13 protein-coding genes are annotated in these 14,761 nt (G+C 42.2%); 4 read left to right on the top strand and 9 right to left on the bottom strand.

The features are described 5' to 3' along the window. On the bottom strand, nt 1–1,191 hold the full coding sequence (locus DXX94_RS05900; protein ID WP_116014498.1) for an N-acetyl sugar amidotransferase: 1,191 nt from the start codon (nt 1,189–1,191) through the stop codon (nt 1–3). A gap of 123 nt (nt 1,192–1,314) precedes the next feature. Here DXX94_RS05900 and DXX94_RS05895 point away from each other — a divergent pair, with 123 nt between their 5' ends. Then, complete coding sequence (locus DXX94_RS05895; RefSeq protein WP_220348052.1) at nt 1,315–1,902, top strand: formyltransferase family protein; 588 nt, start codon at nt 1,315–1,317, stop codon at nt 1,900–1,902. Here DXX94_RS05895 and pseI read toward each other — a convergent pair. The 7 genes from pseI to pseB are packed head-to-tail and all read right to left on the bottom strand — an operon-like array spanning nt 1,899 to nt 9,360. Next, entirely contained in the window at nt 1,899–2,969 is a 1,071-nt protein-coding gene (pseI, locus tag DXX94_RS05890; RefSeq protein ID WP_116014496.1) for a pseudaminic acid synthase, read from the bottom strand. The two genes, DXX94_RS05895 and pseI, sit on opposite strands and share 4 nt — an antisense overlap. Before the next feature lie 7 nt (nt 2,970–2,976). After that, the gene (gene pseG, locus DXX94_RS05885) at nt 2,977–4,119 is read right to left on the bottom strand and encodes a UDP-2,4-diacetamido-2,4,6-trideoxy-beta-L-altropyranose hydrolase (RefSeq protein WP_116014494.1); all 1,143 of its coding nucleotides are present in this window, start codon (nt 4,117–4,119) and stop codon (nt 2,977–2,979) included. Nucleotides 4,120–4,139: 20 nt separating this feature from the next. Next, nucleotides 4,140–5,441: an aminotransferase class III-fold pyridoxal phosphate-dependent enzyme gene (locus DXX94_RS05880; protein ID WP_116014493.1), complete on the bottom strand. Its 1,302-nt coding sequence runs from the start codon at nt 5,439–5,441 to the stop codon at nt 4,140–4,142. A gap of 1 nt (nt 5,442) precedes the next feature. Then, nucleotides 5,443–6,225, bottom strand: a complete 783-nt coding sequence (locus DXX94_RS05875) for a cytidylyltransferase domain-containing protein (protein WP_116014491.1) — start codon at nt 6,223–6,225, stop codon at nt 5,443–5,445. 27 nt (nt 6,226–6,252) lie between these two features. After that, nucleotides 6,253–7,173 carry an aldo/keto reductase gene (locus DXX94_RS05870; protein WP_116014489.1) on the bottom strand — a complete coding sequence of 307 codons (921 nt, stop codon included), beginning with the start codon at nt 7,171–7,173 and terminating at the stop codon, nt 6,253–6,255. A gap of 34 nt (nt 7,174–7,207) precedes the next feature. Next, nucleotides 7,208–8,362, bottom strand: coding sequence for a UDP-4-amino-4,6-dideoxy-N-acetyl-beta-L-altrosamine transaminase (gene pseC / locus DXX94_RS05865; RefSeq protein ID WP_116014488.1), 1,155 nt, complete (start codon nt 8,360–8,362; stop codon nt 7,208–7,210). Beyond that, nucleotides 8,359–9,360 (bottom strand): UDP-N-acetylglucosamine 4,6-dehydratase (inverting), encoded by a 1,002-nt coding sequence (gene pseB, locus DXX94_RS05860; protein WP_116014486.1) that lies wholly within the window; start codon nt 9,358–9,360, stop codon nt 8,359–8,361. The genes pseC and pseB overlap by 4 nt, the downstream gene beginning before the upstream one ends. 246 nt (nt 9,361–9,606) lie before the next feature. On the opposite strand from pseB, the gene DXX94_RS05855 reads away from it, so the two are divergent. Continuing rightward, a complete protein-coding gene (locus DXX94_RS05855) occupies nt 9,607–11,097 on the top strand; it encodes a sigma-54 dependent transcriptional regulator (RefSeq protein ID WP_116014484.1) in 1,491 nt (496 codons plus the stop codon). Nucleotides 11,098–11,213: 116 nt separating this feature from the next. Here the strand turns inward: DXX94_RS05855 and DXX94_RS05850 are convergent, their stop codons facing one another. Beyond that, complete coding sequence (locus DXX94_RS05850) at nt 11,214–11,504, bottom strand: hypothetical protein (RefSeq protein WP_116014483.1); 291 nt, start codon at nt 11,502–11,504, stop codon at nt 11,214–11,216. Between the two features lie 445 nt (nt 11,505–11,949). Here DXX94_RS05850 and DXX94_RS05845 point away from each other — a divergent pair, with 445 nt between their 5' ends. Beyond that, nucleotides 11,950–13,152 (top strand): sensor histidine kinase, encoded by a 1,203-nt coding sequence (locus tag DXX94_RS05845; protein WP_116014481.1) that lies wholly within the window; start codon nt 11,950–11,952, stop codon nt 13,150–13,152. Continuing rightward, nucleotides 13,145–14,485 (top strand): sigma-54-dependent transcriptional regulator, encoded by a 1,341-nt coding sequence (locus DXX94_RS05840; protein WP_116014479.1) that lies wholly within the window; start codon nt 13,145–13,147, stop codon nt 14,483–14,485. Before DXX94_RS05845 ends, DXX94_RS05840 begins: the two co-directional genes overlap by 8 nt. Nucleotides 14,486–14,761: the final 276 nt, after the last annotated feature.

The raw sequence follows: 14,761 nt of genomic DNA, 5'->3' as shown, positions 1-14,761 counted from the left end.
TTAATCTGCTACCTTAGTTTTAAAGATAATACCTTTGTCTTGCTCATCTTCACGATACCAGCGATCAAAATCATGGGTTTTAGGGGCATATTCCATGTTGTCAAAGTCAGGTTTGAAAGGTGGCACAACTGTTTTGGCAACAATTTGGTTGAATTGGTCTTCAGTAATGCCCAAGTAATCTAAAAATAGCGTAAGTGACGGTGGTTTTTTGCCCTCATACTCAGCAACTAATTTATCACCATATTCTTTACTAATACGCTCATTTCGCAGATCTAATGCCACCATTTGACTAACGCGACTGTAGCCACGTTTAAGGTATTTAATATAATCGCGCATTCCTTGCATTGAACACTCTATTTTTTCATAAGAATATTCATCCCAAGGCATACCTTCTACTTGGTCTCCTTGCCAGCCTAACTCTTCTTGAATGAGCTTAGTATTTGCTTTTACATCCCAAGGTATAAAGGAGCCTAAGCATACCGACTGATATTTTAAGCGTTTTAAATCACGCAGCGGCGGGTAAGTGTATGGCGTAAGCTCGCGCGGATCGCACTGATAGTCATCTTTGATCATGCCGTACATGTCTTCAGCGGTGATCCCCAAATTAATGTAGCGATTAAAGCGAGTCTCGTCGACACATTCAATTTCTTCATCTTGGTAATCGTAGTATGCGGTGTACTCCGATGATGGTTCGCCCCAGAAAATCAGAGGAACTTGGTACTTGAGGGCGACGTGCATAGGGTAGGCGAAAATGCCTGTGTGACAATGCCAGCAAAAGTCACCTTTTCGTACTAAGGTTTCCAACATTAGGCGTTTGACTAACTTCCAATTAGGAGTAAATGAAATTACATCGACCCCTAATTTTTTAAACGTGCGGAGATTGTTTTCCATTAAGGTATCGCGCATAAAGCCGTGGTTAAATTGAACCACTAATGGCCTGACATTAAATTTCTTAACTAAATACCACAGGGTGTAGGTAGAGTCTTTACCACCTGAAAAGGGAACAATACAATCATACTCATATTTGCCACGGTGCTTTTCGATCAGCTCGGCCAGCATTTCAGCACGTTTTTGCCAATTAATTTTTTCGTCTTTGAAGTCTTTTTGGCGACAGATGTTACATACACCATTTTCATCAAATTCAATTGTTTCGTATGTTTCGGGTAAGTTACAAACGCTACATTTTTGCATGTAGTTAAGTCCTTAGCATGGTTTGAGTATCACTGATATGATCAGCATGATAAATTCTTTGTGATAAAAGCAAAAGCAAATAAAATGCCAAACGAAGATAGGCATTGTTGTATGGGTAAATAAGTGACAAAAACTCTGTTTTTAGGGCCAAAAGAATCAAATATTATGGCTTGGCTAGAGCGCCAAGGGGAATGCGTTGAACAAACCTCTGAAAAGTTATCGTTAACTTGGCTGAAAAGCCAAAAGTTCGACTTTCTTGTCAGCTATGGCTATCGACATATTTTAAGGCCAGAGGTGCTCGCCTTATTTCCTCAGCGCGCAATTAATCTTCATATTTCTTACTTACCTTGGAATCGCGGTGCCGATCCAAATTTTTGGAGCTTTTTTGATAACACACCCAAAGGCGTCACTATACATTATATTGACCAAGGGCTTGACACTGGTAATATCATTGCGCAACAACAGCTTGAGTTTAATGTTGACACCGAAACATTGGCTAGCTCATATGACAAATTGTGCGCTTATATTGAAGCTTTATTCACCGAATATTGGCTTTCAATCAAATCGCTTTCTTGCCCAAACATTCCGCAAGTAGGCACTGGCTCTTACCATGCAGCTAAAGATTTAGCTGTGCTTAAACCGTTGCTGATTAAAGGCTGGGATACACAGATTAAACCTATAGTGGAAGCTGGGCTTGAAGCCAAGCGTTAAAGCTCGTGGCCGTCAATATCCTGCCAACTTACTGGGCTTCCACGCTCTATAGTTTTATTCACTTTTTTGCCGATTAATTGCTCAAAATATTTGGGGGCTAGGCCATAGCCTGGCCGTATTCGGCGAATGTGCTCTGTACTTATTTCTTCTCCCTTCGCCAAGTCTTTGACAAAATAAATAGAGCGTCTAAATTTGATACTACTCTCTTCAGCAGGCTTTCGCTCATAACCAGCGTGACCTATTGCTTGGTGTGCAGCTTGGGTTTCTGTCACTAAACGGGCTAACTCATCAGGCTCAATCGAGAATTCTGAATCAGGGCCTTTTAGGTTTCGATCTAAAATGAAGTGCTTTTCAATTAGACATGCACCCAAGGCTATCGCACTAACCGAAGCAACAGTGCCAAGCGTATGATCAGATAAACCTGAAAGGACATCAAAGCGTTCGCTAATATCAGCAATGGTCGCAAGGTTGGCTTGATCATAAGGGGCAGGGTAGGCACTTATGCAGTGAAGCACGACTAAATCATTACAACCATTGCTTTTGGCCGTAGCTATCGCTTCTTCAATTTCACTAACATTAGCCATGCCCGTTGAAATAATCATTGGCTTGCCTGTTTGTGCGACTCGCTTAATCAAAGGTAAATCAGTCATTTCAAATGAAGCTATTTTATAAGCTGGTGTTTGTAAACTTTCTAAGAGCTCTACTGCTGTTTCATCAAATGGCGTTGAAAACAGTGTAATACCAACTTCCTTTGCTTTTTTAAACAGCGCCTCATGCCACTCGAATGGTGTGTGCGCCCACTCGTACAAATCATATAGCTGGTAACCGTCCCACAAACCGCCTCTGACTTGAAAGTCTTCTTTATCGCTCTTTATGGTCATGGTTTCAGGGGTGTATGTCTGAATTTTTATCGCATCAGCCCCTGCCTGCGCTGCGGCTTCAATGGTAGCAAGTGCTGCCGTTAAGTCGCCGTTGTGATTAGCCGAAAGTTCAGCAATGATATACGGCTTATAAGCAGAACCAATTTTTTTACCATCGATTACAATGTAGTCTTTATGTGATGTCATAGTTGTTTCAATTCGATGAGTTGTCCAAGAGAATGCGTTTTACTAGACGATTTGCACCTAATCCGTCACAGACACTAACGCTGTTGTTAATCATTTGAATAAGTTGGCTGTCGGTTAACTCTGCCAATCGCTCAATTAAAAGTGTATTTAGCTCTGTCGCTTCAAAACTCTGCACTGCTCCTGCTTTAGTAAGTGCTTTGGCTATCTCTATTTGGTTTCGCGCTTGCACTATAAGTAAACTTGGCAAACCAAGCGCACAACGCTCCCATGAAGTGGCTCCAGCAGCGCCTATCGCAAAGTCAGCGTTTAACATTAGTTGGGCAATATTTTTAGGTGCAACGTGCAGAGTAAATTGAAGATGGTTGTCACAATAGTCTTTTACTTGTTCGATATGCTTAGCACTTGGACCTAAAATAATATCGACATAGTAATGATTCGATTGAGCCGACAGTAATTTTAGAGTTTGTAAAGACAGGTTGTCTGGGTCGGTGCCACCAAACATAACCAGTAAGCGTCGCTGCTCTAGATTAGCGTTTAGCTGAGCAATTCGTTTATTAACTAACTGCTGTTGATTCAGACCAAATCTTGCCTCTACATTAAACTCAGGCCTTAACATTGCGTAATCTGTGCCTAGCTGCAGTTGGCAATGCAATGGTACTTTATTTTCGTATTTAGCTGTTGAACACTGAAATGTTTGATCAATTAAATAGTCACAGTCATGCTGGCGATCACCTAGATCGTCAATCACTACGATGTTATCGGTTACCTGTCTAACTGCTTTGTGCCACAGACAGTCAATAGCATAGTGATCGATTACGATAAAGTCGAAATGTTTGGGAACAATAGTTGCCTCTGTTATTGGGTGGCCCATTAGCATTAAAAATTCTTTTGCGTCTTCATCTTGCGCTGAACCAAGCCATGAACTGTGCGCTAAGTGACCTTTATCAACGCTTGACGGTGGTAACATTTCTATTAGGAAATGGCCTGCATCTAGAATGGCTTTGTTTATGTTGCCCACTGTATTTCGGCAGAAGAAGTAGACATTGGCTGAACACTTTGTTTTTAATGCATTAGCAAACGTTAGACAGCGCATGATATGGCCAGTGCCCATTTGAGTAGAGGAGTCAGCTCTAATAGCAATATTCATCATCGAAACTAACCTGTTTTTTGCTATCTGACTTTAAACAATGGCTCAAGTGGTTGGCAGCGTAACTGTTCGATCACTGTCCGATTGGTTATTGCATCTTTTAGCATTGGCAGTACTTCTTGGTAGCGAGCGAGCAGTTCGTCAATATCTGCTTTACTGTGTGCCAGGCTAATATTGTGGCTACCGAAAGTTAAAATACCTCGCGCTAGCATTTCTTGCATAAACAAGGTTTTTAGCTCAAAGCTTGTATAGCCGTTGCTATCAGCAATTTGTAAAAATGACCAAGATGGGTGTCCAGCGGTGTTAACAAAGTTTTGGCATTGATATTTGGTAATCAACCTTTCTAGCCCTTCCAGTAAATATTGACCAGTTTCGGCTAGCTGTTTTGGCACATCTTGGTAGTCAACTTTATCGAGTACCACCTTTGCTGCTGCCAGCGATGCCGTTTCACCGCCAAATGTGCCAGAGAAAAAGACGTCCTCCATCAAATCCATAATATCGCTTTTACCGACAATTGCAGATAAGGGAAAGCCATTGGCTAAGCCCTTACCAAAGGTTGCGAGGTCTGGTGTTACTCCGAACAGCTCCTGCGCACCACCTTTGGCAAAGCGACAACCTGTAATCGTTTCGTCGAAAACGAATACGATATTGTGTGCCTTGGCTAGTGCTTGCACTTCTGCTAAATAACCGTCTTTTGGGTATTCAACATTCATTGGCTCCATAATGATTGCAGCAACTTGTCCGTCATATTGCTCAACCAAGTGTTTGAGTGCGTCAATATCATTAAATGGAAAGCTTTTTGTTAGTGCCTGGGTGGCTTCAGGTACACCCAAATTGCGAGCCGTAGAACCAATATACCAATCTTGCCAGCCGTGATAACCACACACTAACACCATGTCTTTGCCTGTGTAGGCGCGTGCAAGTCGAATTGCAGCTGAGGTGGCGTCAGATCCGTTTTTTCCAAAACGTACCTTTTCAGCACATGGAATAAGTTCTACTAACTTTTCTGCAACTTCAACTTCTAGCTTATGTGGCAGTGAAAAACTAACGCCAGTTTGTATTTGGTCATAAACTGCTTGGGTAACATCATCATCTGCATAACCAAGCGACACACATAACAGCCCATTCATAAAATCGAGGTATTCGTTGCCATCGATATCCCACACTTTCGCGCCTTTACCTTTTTCAAGGTAAAGTGGTGCTGCCCCCACTGGGAATTGCGTTTTACTTTTGCTAAAGGTTTGTGAACCAAGCGGAATGGTTTGTTCGGCGCGTGCCAGCCATTTTTCGGAGGCGGAGTAGTCTCGTGGAGTATGCTTATTCATATTAATCTACATCTACACGACATGCTTTTTTATCGTGTTTGTCTTGGTTAAGCGAGGCTATGTAGCCCTCATTTCGAGTGATATTTTGGTTTAGAGTTAAGAGCTTTGGCTGCTGCGATAACAGCTTATAAATTTGCTCACTGCTAAAGTACTGGCCATTTTCGCCAAGTTCTTGATAAATAATTTTCACTAGCTCGAAATCGTTTGGCTCGTCTACGGTTAGGCGGTAATGTGAATAGTCTGTTGGTGATTCAAAATTGCCCTTTTTTACTGCAAGTGTGTTGCGAATATAGGGGGTAACATGCTCGAGATCTGATGGCAGACTCGCTCGTTGCCAGGCTAAGCGCAATTGAGTCATATTTAATACTTCGACGTCGAAGCCATCGGGAAATGTTGGCGGCTCAACGTTTGATGTGTATTCGTTGCCTTGTGATAGGTGCATCGAAATCACTTGATCAATGATATCGGCATCGGCAAGTGGACAGTCTCCTGTTAGTCGCACAACAATATCGGCTTGATATTCAGTTGCCGCGCAATAAAATCTGTCAAGCACATTATCTAAACTGCCCCTAAAACAGGCGATATCTAATTGCTGACATAAGCTCGCAATTGGCTCATCTTCATTTTCAGTTGATGTTGCCACAACTATGGTGTCGATTTTACTGCTTCGCGCGATACGCTTTAGCTGGTGAGCAAGCATAGGCTCGCCAAGGATAGGCTTTAGCACTTTACCGGGGAGCCGGCTTGAGCTCATTCTTGCTTGTAAAATGGCAACAACTTTCATGAGGTTCCTACTTGTACTTTTGGCAGTTTATTTAACAACTTGCCATAAGCTTGGGTTAATTAATGCCTGCCTTGTTGAGGCTAATTTCGTGAGCTGACTATCTGACAGTTTTGGCAGCAATGACGTTGCCAATTTATTGGCCTCGATGATTTCGTCTAATTGTTCAACGCTGCAGCAGCCAACAACAATGCTTTCAAGAAGGTTATCGTCACCATCGGATAGAGCTTTAGTTTGCTGAGCAAAATAATGTAGACACGCTAGGCAAAGTGCTAGGTGCGAGCAATTAAGTGCCGAGGCAATTTGATCAAATGTATTTAACTCAATAGCAAAGGGCTGAAAATAGCTTGGTCGCTTACTGCTTGTCATTAATAGCAAGCCTTGCAAAAAAGCAGAGCGGCAGTGCAGCTTTACACCGTATGCGTGATAATCATTGATAAGCTTTTCACTAACAAAGCGTTGATCTAGTGCATTGACGGGAACCTGAAGCAAATCTAACTTGAAGTTATTTTTGAGCTGGTGCCATTGCTCTGGGTGATAAAGTGATACGCCAATCCGCTTAATAACCCCTTGTTTCTTTAGTGCCTCGAGCTCTTTGTATAGCACATCGCAATGCTGGTGAATGATTAGGTCGTCGGCATGATGAAACATTACGGCATCTAGCTTGTCACGTTTGAGGTTAGCTAAACTCTGTTCAACAAACGGGAGCAAGCTAGTCGCCTTGGGAGCTAACTTAGGTACTTTTGTTATAATTTGAAAAGCTTGGCTAGCAGCGATTCTCCCTAATGCTTGCTCACTGTTGCCATAGGCGCTGGCGGTATCTAATGTCTCGATTCCTGAGGAGTGAGCGCTAGATAGAATAAGTTCAATCGTTGAATGATTAACTTGTCCAGTTTGATTACTAACGCCGTAATCAAGACCAAATTGCACGGTACCTAAGGCGAGTTCCATGGGAAATTTTGTGCCTACCTTAACCTAACCAAGACTAGTCCAGCAAAGCGTGCAGGGTAGTGGTGATGTGATCAAAATCCTGTTCACTGAGCTCTGGGTATAACGGCAATGATAGCGCGCCTTGATAGTAACGCTCAGCTACCGGAAAATCACCCTGTTTAAAACCTAATTCGCGATAGTAGGGTTGGGTGTGAATGGGAATATAATGCACATTAACGCCGATATTGGCTTTACGTAGTGCTTCAAACAATTGTTCGCGTGTAAGCTTCGTATCATCGTTTAATCGGATCACAAACAAATGATAGGCTGAATAATTATCGTCAACTGATTGTTGCCACGTTATTGGCAAACCTGACAGTATAGCTTGATATTTTTTTGCGAGCTGTTGGCGCTGGCTAACAATTTCATCTACCCGTTGCAGTTGACTTAATCCAAGTGCACCTTGCAGCTCGGTCATACGATAATTTTGCCCAAGGCAATGTTGCTCATAGTACCAAGGTGCATCAATGCCGTTAGTAAATGTTGCTTGCTCTCTGGTGACGCCATGACTTGAATAAAGTCGCATTTTACGCGCTAAACCTTCATTGTTGGTGACCGCAATGCCGCCTTCTGCAGAGGTAATAATTTTTACCGGATGAAAACTGAACACACTAATATCACTATACTGGCAATTGCCAACAGGCTTTCCTTGATATTGGCCGCCAATGGCGTGGCTAGCATCTTCAATAATTGCAAATTCGTATTCTTTAGCCAGTTCTGCGATGGCTTGCATATCGCAGCTTAATCCAGCCATATGCACCACCACTACAACTTTAGGTAGCGTGTTTTGCTGTTTGGCTAAAACGAGTTTTTCCTTTAATTTTTTCGGGCAAATGTTAACGGTATTAAGATCGATATCGACAAAATCGACCTGCGCGCCACAGTAACGTCCACAATTAGCAGATGCGACAAACGAGATAGGAGAAGTCCAAAGCCAATCGCCTTCAGTCAAGCCAAGTGCTTGACAGGCTATATGCAATGCCGAGGTTGCACTATTTGTCGCTATGGCATGTTGCGCATGGCAATATTGAGCGATTGCTTGTTCAAATTCTAAAACTTTAGGTCCTTGAGTAATAAAGTCTGACTTTAAAACCTCGACAACAGCGCTAATATCTTGTTCGGTAATATGTTGTTTACCATAGGGGATCATAGACACGCCTGTGAATTAAAGGCTTTAATTTGCTCAACCGTCATAAAGTCTGGATTGTCTTTAGAACTATATTCAAAGCCGTGCTCTACTGGCTTACCATGTTCGCCAATAGCATTAACTGTAAAGTCGTTACTTCTGCTTGAGAAGATAATCGTTGGTGCAATAACAAAGTGATCTTGATACTCGTAGGTATGATAAGAATCATCAGCAGGGCACATAATTTCGTGCAGTTTTTCACCGGGACGAATGCCAATTTCTTTTTGTGGAATTGAAGCATCGACAGCGGTTGCTAAATCAGGAATTCTGATCGATGGAATTTTAGGGACAAAAATTTCACCACCATACATGCGTTCAAAATTCTTTAAGACGAAATCCACGCCTTGTTGCAAGCTGATCCAAAAGCGGGTCATCTCATTATGTGTAATAGGTAAATGATCTGTGCCTTCAGCCATCAATTTCTGAAAATAGGGAAGCACAGAGCCGCGAGAGCCAACGACATTGCCATAACGAACTACTGAAAAAGTAGTATTGTGGCCTCCAGAAATATTGTTGGCTGCAACAAATATCTTATCTGAAGCAAGCTTAGTGGCGCCGTATAAATTAATCGGGTTTGCCGCTTTATCGGTGGAAAGTGCAATAACTTTTTCAACGTCATTATTCAGTGCTGCGTCAATCACATTTTCCGCGCCGTTAATATTGGTTTTAACGCATTCCATCGGGTTGTATTCAGCCGCTGGCACTTGTTTCATTGCTGCTGCATGAATAACGAAATCTACACCACGCATGGCGCGATTTAAGCGCTCTTTGTCACGTACGTCACCAATAAAATAACGCATGCATTCGCTGTTATATTGTTGCTGCATTTCGAACTGTTTGAGCTCGTCACGCGAGTAGATAATTATCTTTTTAGGTTTATAGCGAGACAGTAGAGTTTGAACATATTTTTTACCAAACGAGCCTGTGCCACCCGTAATTAAAATACTCTTGTTGTCAAACATTCGAACGCCCTTTAACACTGATTCTCAAAGAGAAAGCAAATAATATTCCCAAAATACCAAATTCACTCAGAGAAGAGAATAACTATATGAATCAACAGCACTGATTGTTCAAATAAGCCGCTAAGCATCATGTTTTTGAACGAGGTGACGTATTTTTGACTGCCTAAGCGTCAATTTTCTGTTGCTTATTTCAATGACACCGTTAGAATCGAATCATCATTATTATAAGTGGCAGTACAAATACTTATGCATGGTCAAAAGCAAATCCTTGTAGTGGATAATGACGCAGCAAGGCGTCAGCAAATTGAAACAGTATTGGCGTTTGTTGGTGAGCACTTTTTGTCTTGTGCAGAAGACGAGCTAATCAACGTTTTTAAACAAACTGCGAATGTGCTAACGGTCATTTTTGCCGGCAATGTGTCGCATTCAGCGGCGCAACTAATTGCGAATAATCCGCGTTGTCCATTTGTATTGCATGATGTACTTGATCAAAACGCTGTGGCTAACTATGCCAATGTCATTGGCGAGCTATCAGTACCACTCAATTATGCCCAGCTAACAGAGCAGATTCACCACTGCCACCAATACCATAATAAGCTGCCCACTAAAGGCCAAGGCAAACCTGGTAGCACTAAACTATTTCGTTCACTCATTGGTGTTAGTAAGCCGATGCAACAAGTACGATTTTTGATTGAACAAGTGGCGCCAACTGCGGCTAACGTTTTAGTGCTAGGTGAGTCAGGCACAGGTAAAGAAGTTGTCGCCCGTAATATTCACAATCTATCTGATCGTTCAAATGCCCCATTTGTGCCAGTGAACTGTGGTGCGATACCCGCAGAATTATTGGAGAGCGAGTTATTTGGTCATGAGAAGGGCGCATTTACCGGTGCGATCTCTAGTCGTAAAGGGCGCTTTGAGTTGGCCGAGGGCGGCACTCTGTTCCTTGATGAAATTGGCGATATGCCACAGCCAATGCAAGTTAAACTGCTGCGTGTACTACAAGAGCGCACGTTTGAACGTGTTGGTGGTAGTAAAAGTATTAAAGCAAATGTGCGTGTTATCGCAGCGACTCATCAAAACCTTGAAAATATGATTAAAACGGGTGATTTCCGTGAAGATTTATTTTATCGCTTGAATGTATTCCCGATTGAAACACCAGCGCTTAGAGAGCGAAAGGAAGACGTACCGCTGCTTTTACAAGAGCTGGTATCACGTTTTGAGGCTGAGCAAAATAGCAGTGTGCGTTTTACTGAAAAAGCAATTGAATCTTTGATGGAACACCCATGGGCGGGTAATGTTCGTGAACTTTCAAACCTTATTGAACGCATGATCATTATGTATGGTGATCAAGTAGTTAATGTCAGTGAGCTACCGGCTAAGTATCAGCATATTGATGTTGATGAATATGAGCCAGAATACCCTGAAGAGCTGCAAGAGCGTGAAGCAATTAACGAGCTATTTGCTGGCTTTGATTATGACGACGATGATTTGTCAGACACAGAAGAAGTAGCTGATAATTCACAATCGGCGGAGCAGCCTGCACCAGCTTCGGTAGGGGTATTGCCAACTGAAGGTATCAACCTTAAAGAATATTTAGCCGATCTTGAAGTGTCGTTAATCAACCAAGCCTTAGAGCAGCACCAAGGTGTTGTGGCTAGGGCGGCTGAACTTTTAGGCATGCGCCGAACAACGCTGGTCGAGAAAATGAAAAAATACGACTTACAAAAAGAAAAGTAATCTAAGTAAGTTAGTTGTTTAAGTTAGTTAGTAGTTAAGCGACATAAAAATATAAAAGGGCGAGCTGATTAAAATCAGCTCGCCCTTTTGAGTATTAGGTATAAACCAGCGTGTGTTTAAGATAGTGGTACGTGGTGAACAATACCTGCCATACCGTCATTTTTTGCCGCTAAAATTGCTTCAGCAACCACTTCGTGGTTCACCTCGTCGGCTTCGTTAAGTAAGCTTTGCTCTTCTATAACGATATTGTCCCAGCCTTTGTTCATCATATACTGTTCAATTGATGCTAATTGGTCGTCAAGGCTTTCATTTTGAGTGAACAGGCTAAAGCTGTATCGTTTGCCTTTGACGAAGCTGCTGCTGTTTGCTGCATGATTTGATTCTGCATTTCCACCAAGTACTAACATATAAACACCTTATTCATTGTTTGCTAAAAATTTACTAGAATTCGCTCGATAACTAATCTCAAGAAAACACTCGACTGAATACTTCTCTATCTCGAATCAATTATCCTTGTTTAAATTTCTCTTAAAAGACTATGCAGAGATAGTGCCAACAATAAAGTTGTTTTTATCTAACTGTTTTAAAATAACTTTTGCTTTTGTCTTGTCAGTCGAAGAGGTAAATTCTTAATTTTTGACGCCTGTTATTTATACACGCTTTAAATGACTGACAGAAAATTGGCATCAACAAAATAATCTTGTAAGTTCATGTAAATAAAAGAATATTTATTTTGGCACTATAAATGCTATCTCCTAAGTACTTAGCTCATTTTAGAGCACATTTATCGTTCATTGCTTGAGGTCAATCAAAACCTAGTCAGCAATTTGCAGCAAACTTCGGGGAAGCATTATGGCTATCGCTTTAAACACTCATCATATTGATGCTAGCAGTACTAGTGCCATTTTTGGTCAAGGCTGTTTTGCATTTGAAGAGCACCAAGACAACTTAAGTAAAGAAGCTTATGTTGGTGAGCTAGCCTTTTTACGCCAGCAGAGTAGTCAATTAAGTCAGCTAATTGATGTTATGCCAACAGGTGTCATTATTCTCGATGGCAATGGCATTGTTGTGCGTGTGAACGAATTTGCCAAGCAATTGTTAGATGAACCCATTTTAGGGCAAGCATGGTTTGATGTGATTAAACGATCGTTTAAGCCACGTGCTGACGATTGGCACGAAGTTTCGCTAAAAGACGGTCGTCGTGTGAAACTTGAAATTAGCGCATTAGGTCATCAGCCTGGCCAGCTAATCATGATCACGGACCTTACTGAAACTCGGTTATTGCAAGATAAACTGGGTCAACTGCAGCGTTTATCTTCACTAGGGCGCATGGTTTCTAAACTAGCACACCAAATTCGTACGCCGTTATCTGCTGCCATGCTGTACGGCGCCAACTTAGCGAACGAAAATTTATCTGAATCTTCAAAAACAGGGTTTCAAGAAAAACTCATGTCGCGTCTTACTGATTTAGAACAGCAAGTTAACGATATGTTGTTGTTCGCCAAAAGTGGTAATCAACAAGTAGTCACTACGCTCAATGTTAATGAGCTGGTAGAAAAGTCGGTACATGCAATGGAAGCCCTAGTTAATAAATCAGAGAGTGAAGTTAACCTGCATTTAACCAACACCCATTGCCAAGTGCTGGGCAATGAAAGTGCACTATCAGGCGCATTGCAAAATCTTATTCACAACAGTTTAGAAGTCATTAAGCACAAAGCCTTAATTGATATTACTGTTGAGGCTCACGAACAGTTCGTTTATGTCAGTGTGAAAGACAACGGCGATGGGATTGACTCGTCAATGGCTGACAAAATCTTTGAACCATTTTTTACCTCGCGTGCAAAAGGCACGGGTCTTGGCTTAGCCGTCGTGAAGTCGGTCGCCAACGCCCATCAAGGGGATGTGAAACTGATTAGTGGCCCAAATGAAGGGGCCAATATATGTATTAAGCTGCCTTTGCTCGTGGCAGGTAATCATACTGCAACTGCAGACAATTCGATTAACCATAACTCAACAGAGTTGACACAACATTTTCAGGAGGTTGCCCATGGGTAGTAGCAAAATTCTCGTTGTTGAAGACGATGCGGGCTTACGTGAAGCACTCATCGACACGCTACTGTTGGCTGGCTATGAATGTGTTGAGGCAGATTCTGGCGAACAAGCCTTGATGATGCTTAAGCAACAAAGTGTTGATTTAGTAGTGAGCGATGTACAAATGGGTGGCATGTCGGGTTTATCGTTACTGAAAAGTGTTAAAGCAAACTACCCGAATTTACCTATGTTGCTGATGACGGCCTATGGCACTATCGATGATGCCGTACAGGCTATGAAAGATGGTGCCAGTAACTATATGGCTAAGCCATTTGCACCCGAAGTACTATTGAATATGGTCAGTCAATATGTGCCTATTTCTGCTGTTAGCAAGCAAGAGCCGATTGCCAAAGACAGCAAAAGTGTTGAGCTATTAACGCTTGCTCGCAAAGTTGCGACAACAGACGCTTCCGTGATGGTTTTGGGACCAAGTGGCTCGGGTAAAGAAGTGCTAGCTCAATATGTGCACAATCATTCTGCGCGCAAAGAGGCGCCTTTTATTGCCATTAACTGCGCGGCTATCCCAGAGAATATGCTGGAAGCTACGCTATTTGGTTACGAAAAAGGCGCATTTACGGGGGCTATTTCTGCTTGCCCAGGCAAGTTCGAGCAAGCCCAAGGCGGCACGATTTTACTCGATGAAATCACTGAAATGGACTTAGGCTTACAAGCTAAAATTCTGCGGGTGCTGCAAGAGCGCGAAGTTGAGCGCTTAGGTGGCCGCAAAACCATCTCGCTTGATGTACGGGTTATTGCCACTAGCAACCGCGATTTAAAAGATGCCGTTCGTGAAGGCGTTTTCCGAGAAGATTTATATTATCGACTCAATGTATTCCCATTAACTTGGTTGCCACTGGCAGAGCGCCGTGATGATATTTTACCGTTAGCCAAACATTTGGCGCATATTCATAGCCAGCGCAACGGCCAGACAATGCCAGAGTTTAGCGCATGTGCGCGCAGCAAAATGCTGGCTTATCAATGGCCAGGCAATGTGCGCGAGTTGGATAATGTGATGCAACGGGCGCTAATTCTGCATTCTGAACAGCTTATCAATGCGGGAGACATATTAATTGAAAACTTCGACACGCAAATTCAAGTCACTACTGACATTGAACATGAAAAAGAAGAAAAACTCGGTAATGAGCTTAAGCAGCAAGAGCATCAAATTATTTTAGATACCTTGCAAGCATGCCAAGGCAGTCGAAAGGCAGTGGCTGAGCGGTTAGGGATCAGCCCAAGAACCTTACGTTACAAAATTGCCAAAATGCGTGACTCAGGTATCGAAATACCGGCCTAGTAACTGCCTAAACTTGCTTCGTACTTATTTAGTACCTGCTTAGCAATTTTTCAGTTAGTTCCACCATCATTCCACCAGCCACATCAGGTTAATTCCATCGCCTGATGTGGCACCTCTTTTTGACGCCAGTTTATTGTTGTTTAGTCGTTCTAATTCCTCTAAACCTCATTGTTAATTGATTAAATTACAAGTGGTTAACTCTAATAAATTCTGTTCTGTTTGATTGGCACTATGCTTGCTTTACAAGGTAAGTAATTAGTTGGTGAATTAAACAAC

Origin of the sequence: Thalassotalea euphylliae, from assembly GCF_003390375.1 — a bacterium.
Classification (GTDB): Bacteria; Pseudomonadota; Gammaproteobacteria; order Enterobacterales; family Alteromonadaceae; genus Thalassotalea_F; species Thalassotalea_F euphylliae_A.
The sequence above is the reverse complement of the archived record's forward strand: the minus strand, read 5'-3'. Positions and strand labels throughout refer to the sequence as shown.

What these genes read in the sequence shown, in the direction of transcription:
- DXX94_RS05900 (WP_116014498.1), bottom strand. Translation starts at nt 1,191, where the DNA reads ATGCAAAAATGTAGCGTTTGTAACTTACCCGAAACATACGAAACAATT.
- pseI (WP_116014496.1), bottom strand. Translation starts at nt 2,969, where the DNA reads ATGACATCACATAAAGACTACATTGTAATCGATGGTAAAAAAATTGGT.
- pseG (WP_116014494.1), bottom strand. Translation starts at nt 4,119, where the DNA reads ATGATGAATATTGCTATTAGAGCTGACTCCTCTACTCAAATGGGCACT.
- DXX94_RS05880 (WP_116014493.1), bottom strand. Translation starts at nt 5,441, where the DNA reads ATGAATAAGCATACTCCACGAGACTACTCCGCCTCCGAAAAATGGCTG.
- DXX94_RS05875 (WP_116014491.1), bottom strand. Translation starts at nt 6,225, where the DNA reads ATGAAAGTTGTTGCCATTTTACAAGCAAGAATGAGCTCAAGCCGGCTC.
- DXX94_RS05870 (WP_116014489.1), bottom strand. Translation starts at nt 7,173, where the DNA reads ATGGAACTCGCCTTAGGTACCGTGCAATTTGGTCTTGATTACGGCGTT.
- pseC (WP_116014488.1), bottom strand. Translation starts at nt 8,362, where the DNA reads ATGATCCCCTATGGTAAACAACATATTACCGAACAAGATATTAGCGCT.
- pseB (WP_116014486.1), bottom strand. Translation starts at nt 9,360, where the DNA reads ATGTTTGACAACAAGAGTATTTTAATTACGGGTGGCACAGGCTCGTTT.
- DXX94_RS05855 (WP_116014484.1), top strand. Translation starts at nt 9,607, where the DNA reads ATGCATGGTCAAAAGCAAATCCTTGTAGTGGATAATGACGCAGCAAGG.
- DXX94_RS05850 (WP_116014483.1), bottom strand. Translation starts at nt 11,504, where the DNA reads ATGTTAGTACTTGGTGGAAATGCAGAATCAAATCATGCAGCAAACAGC.
- DXX94_RS05845 (WP_116014481.1), top strand. Translation starts at nt 11,950, where the DNA reads ATGGCTATCGCTTTAAACACTCATCATATTGATGCTAGCAGTACTAGT.
- DXX94_RS05840 (WP_116014479.1), top strand. Translation starts at nt 13,145, where the DNA reads ATGGGTAGTAGCAAAATTCTCGTTGTTGAAGACGATGCGGGCTTACGT.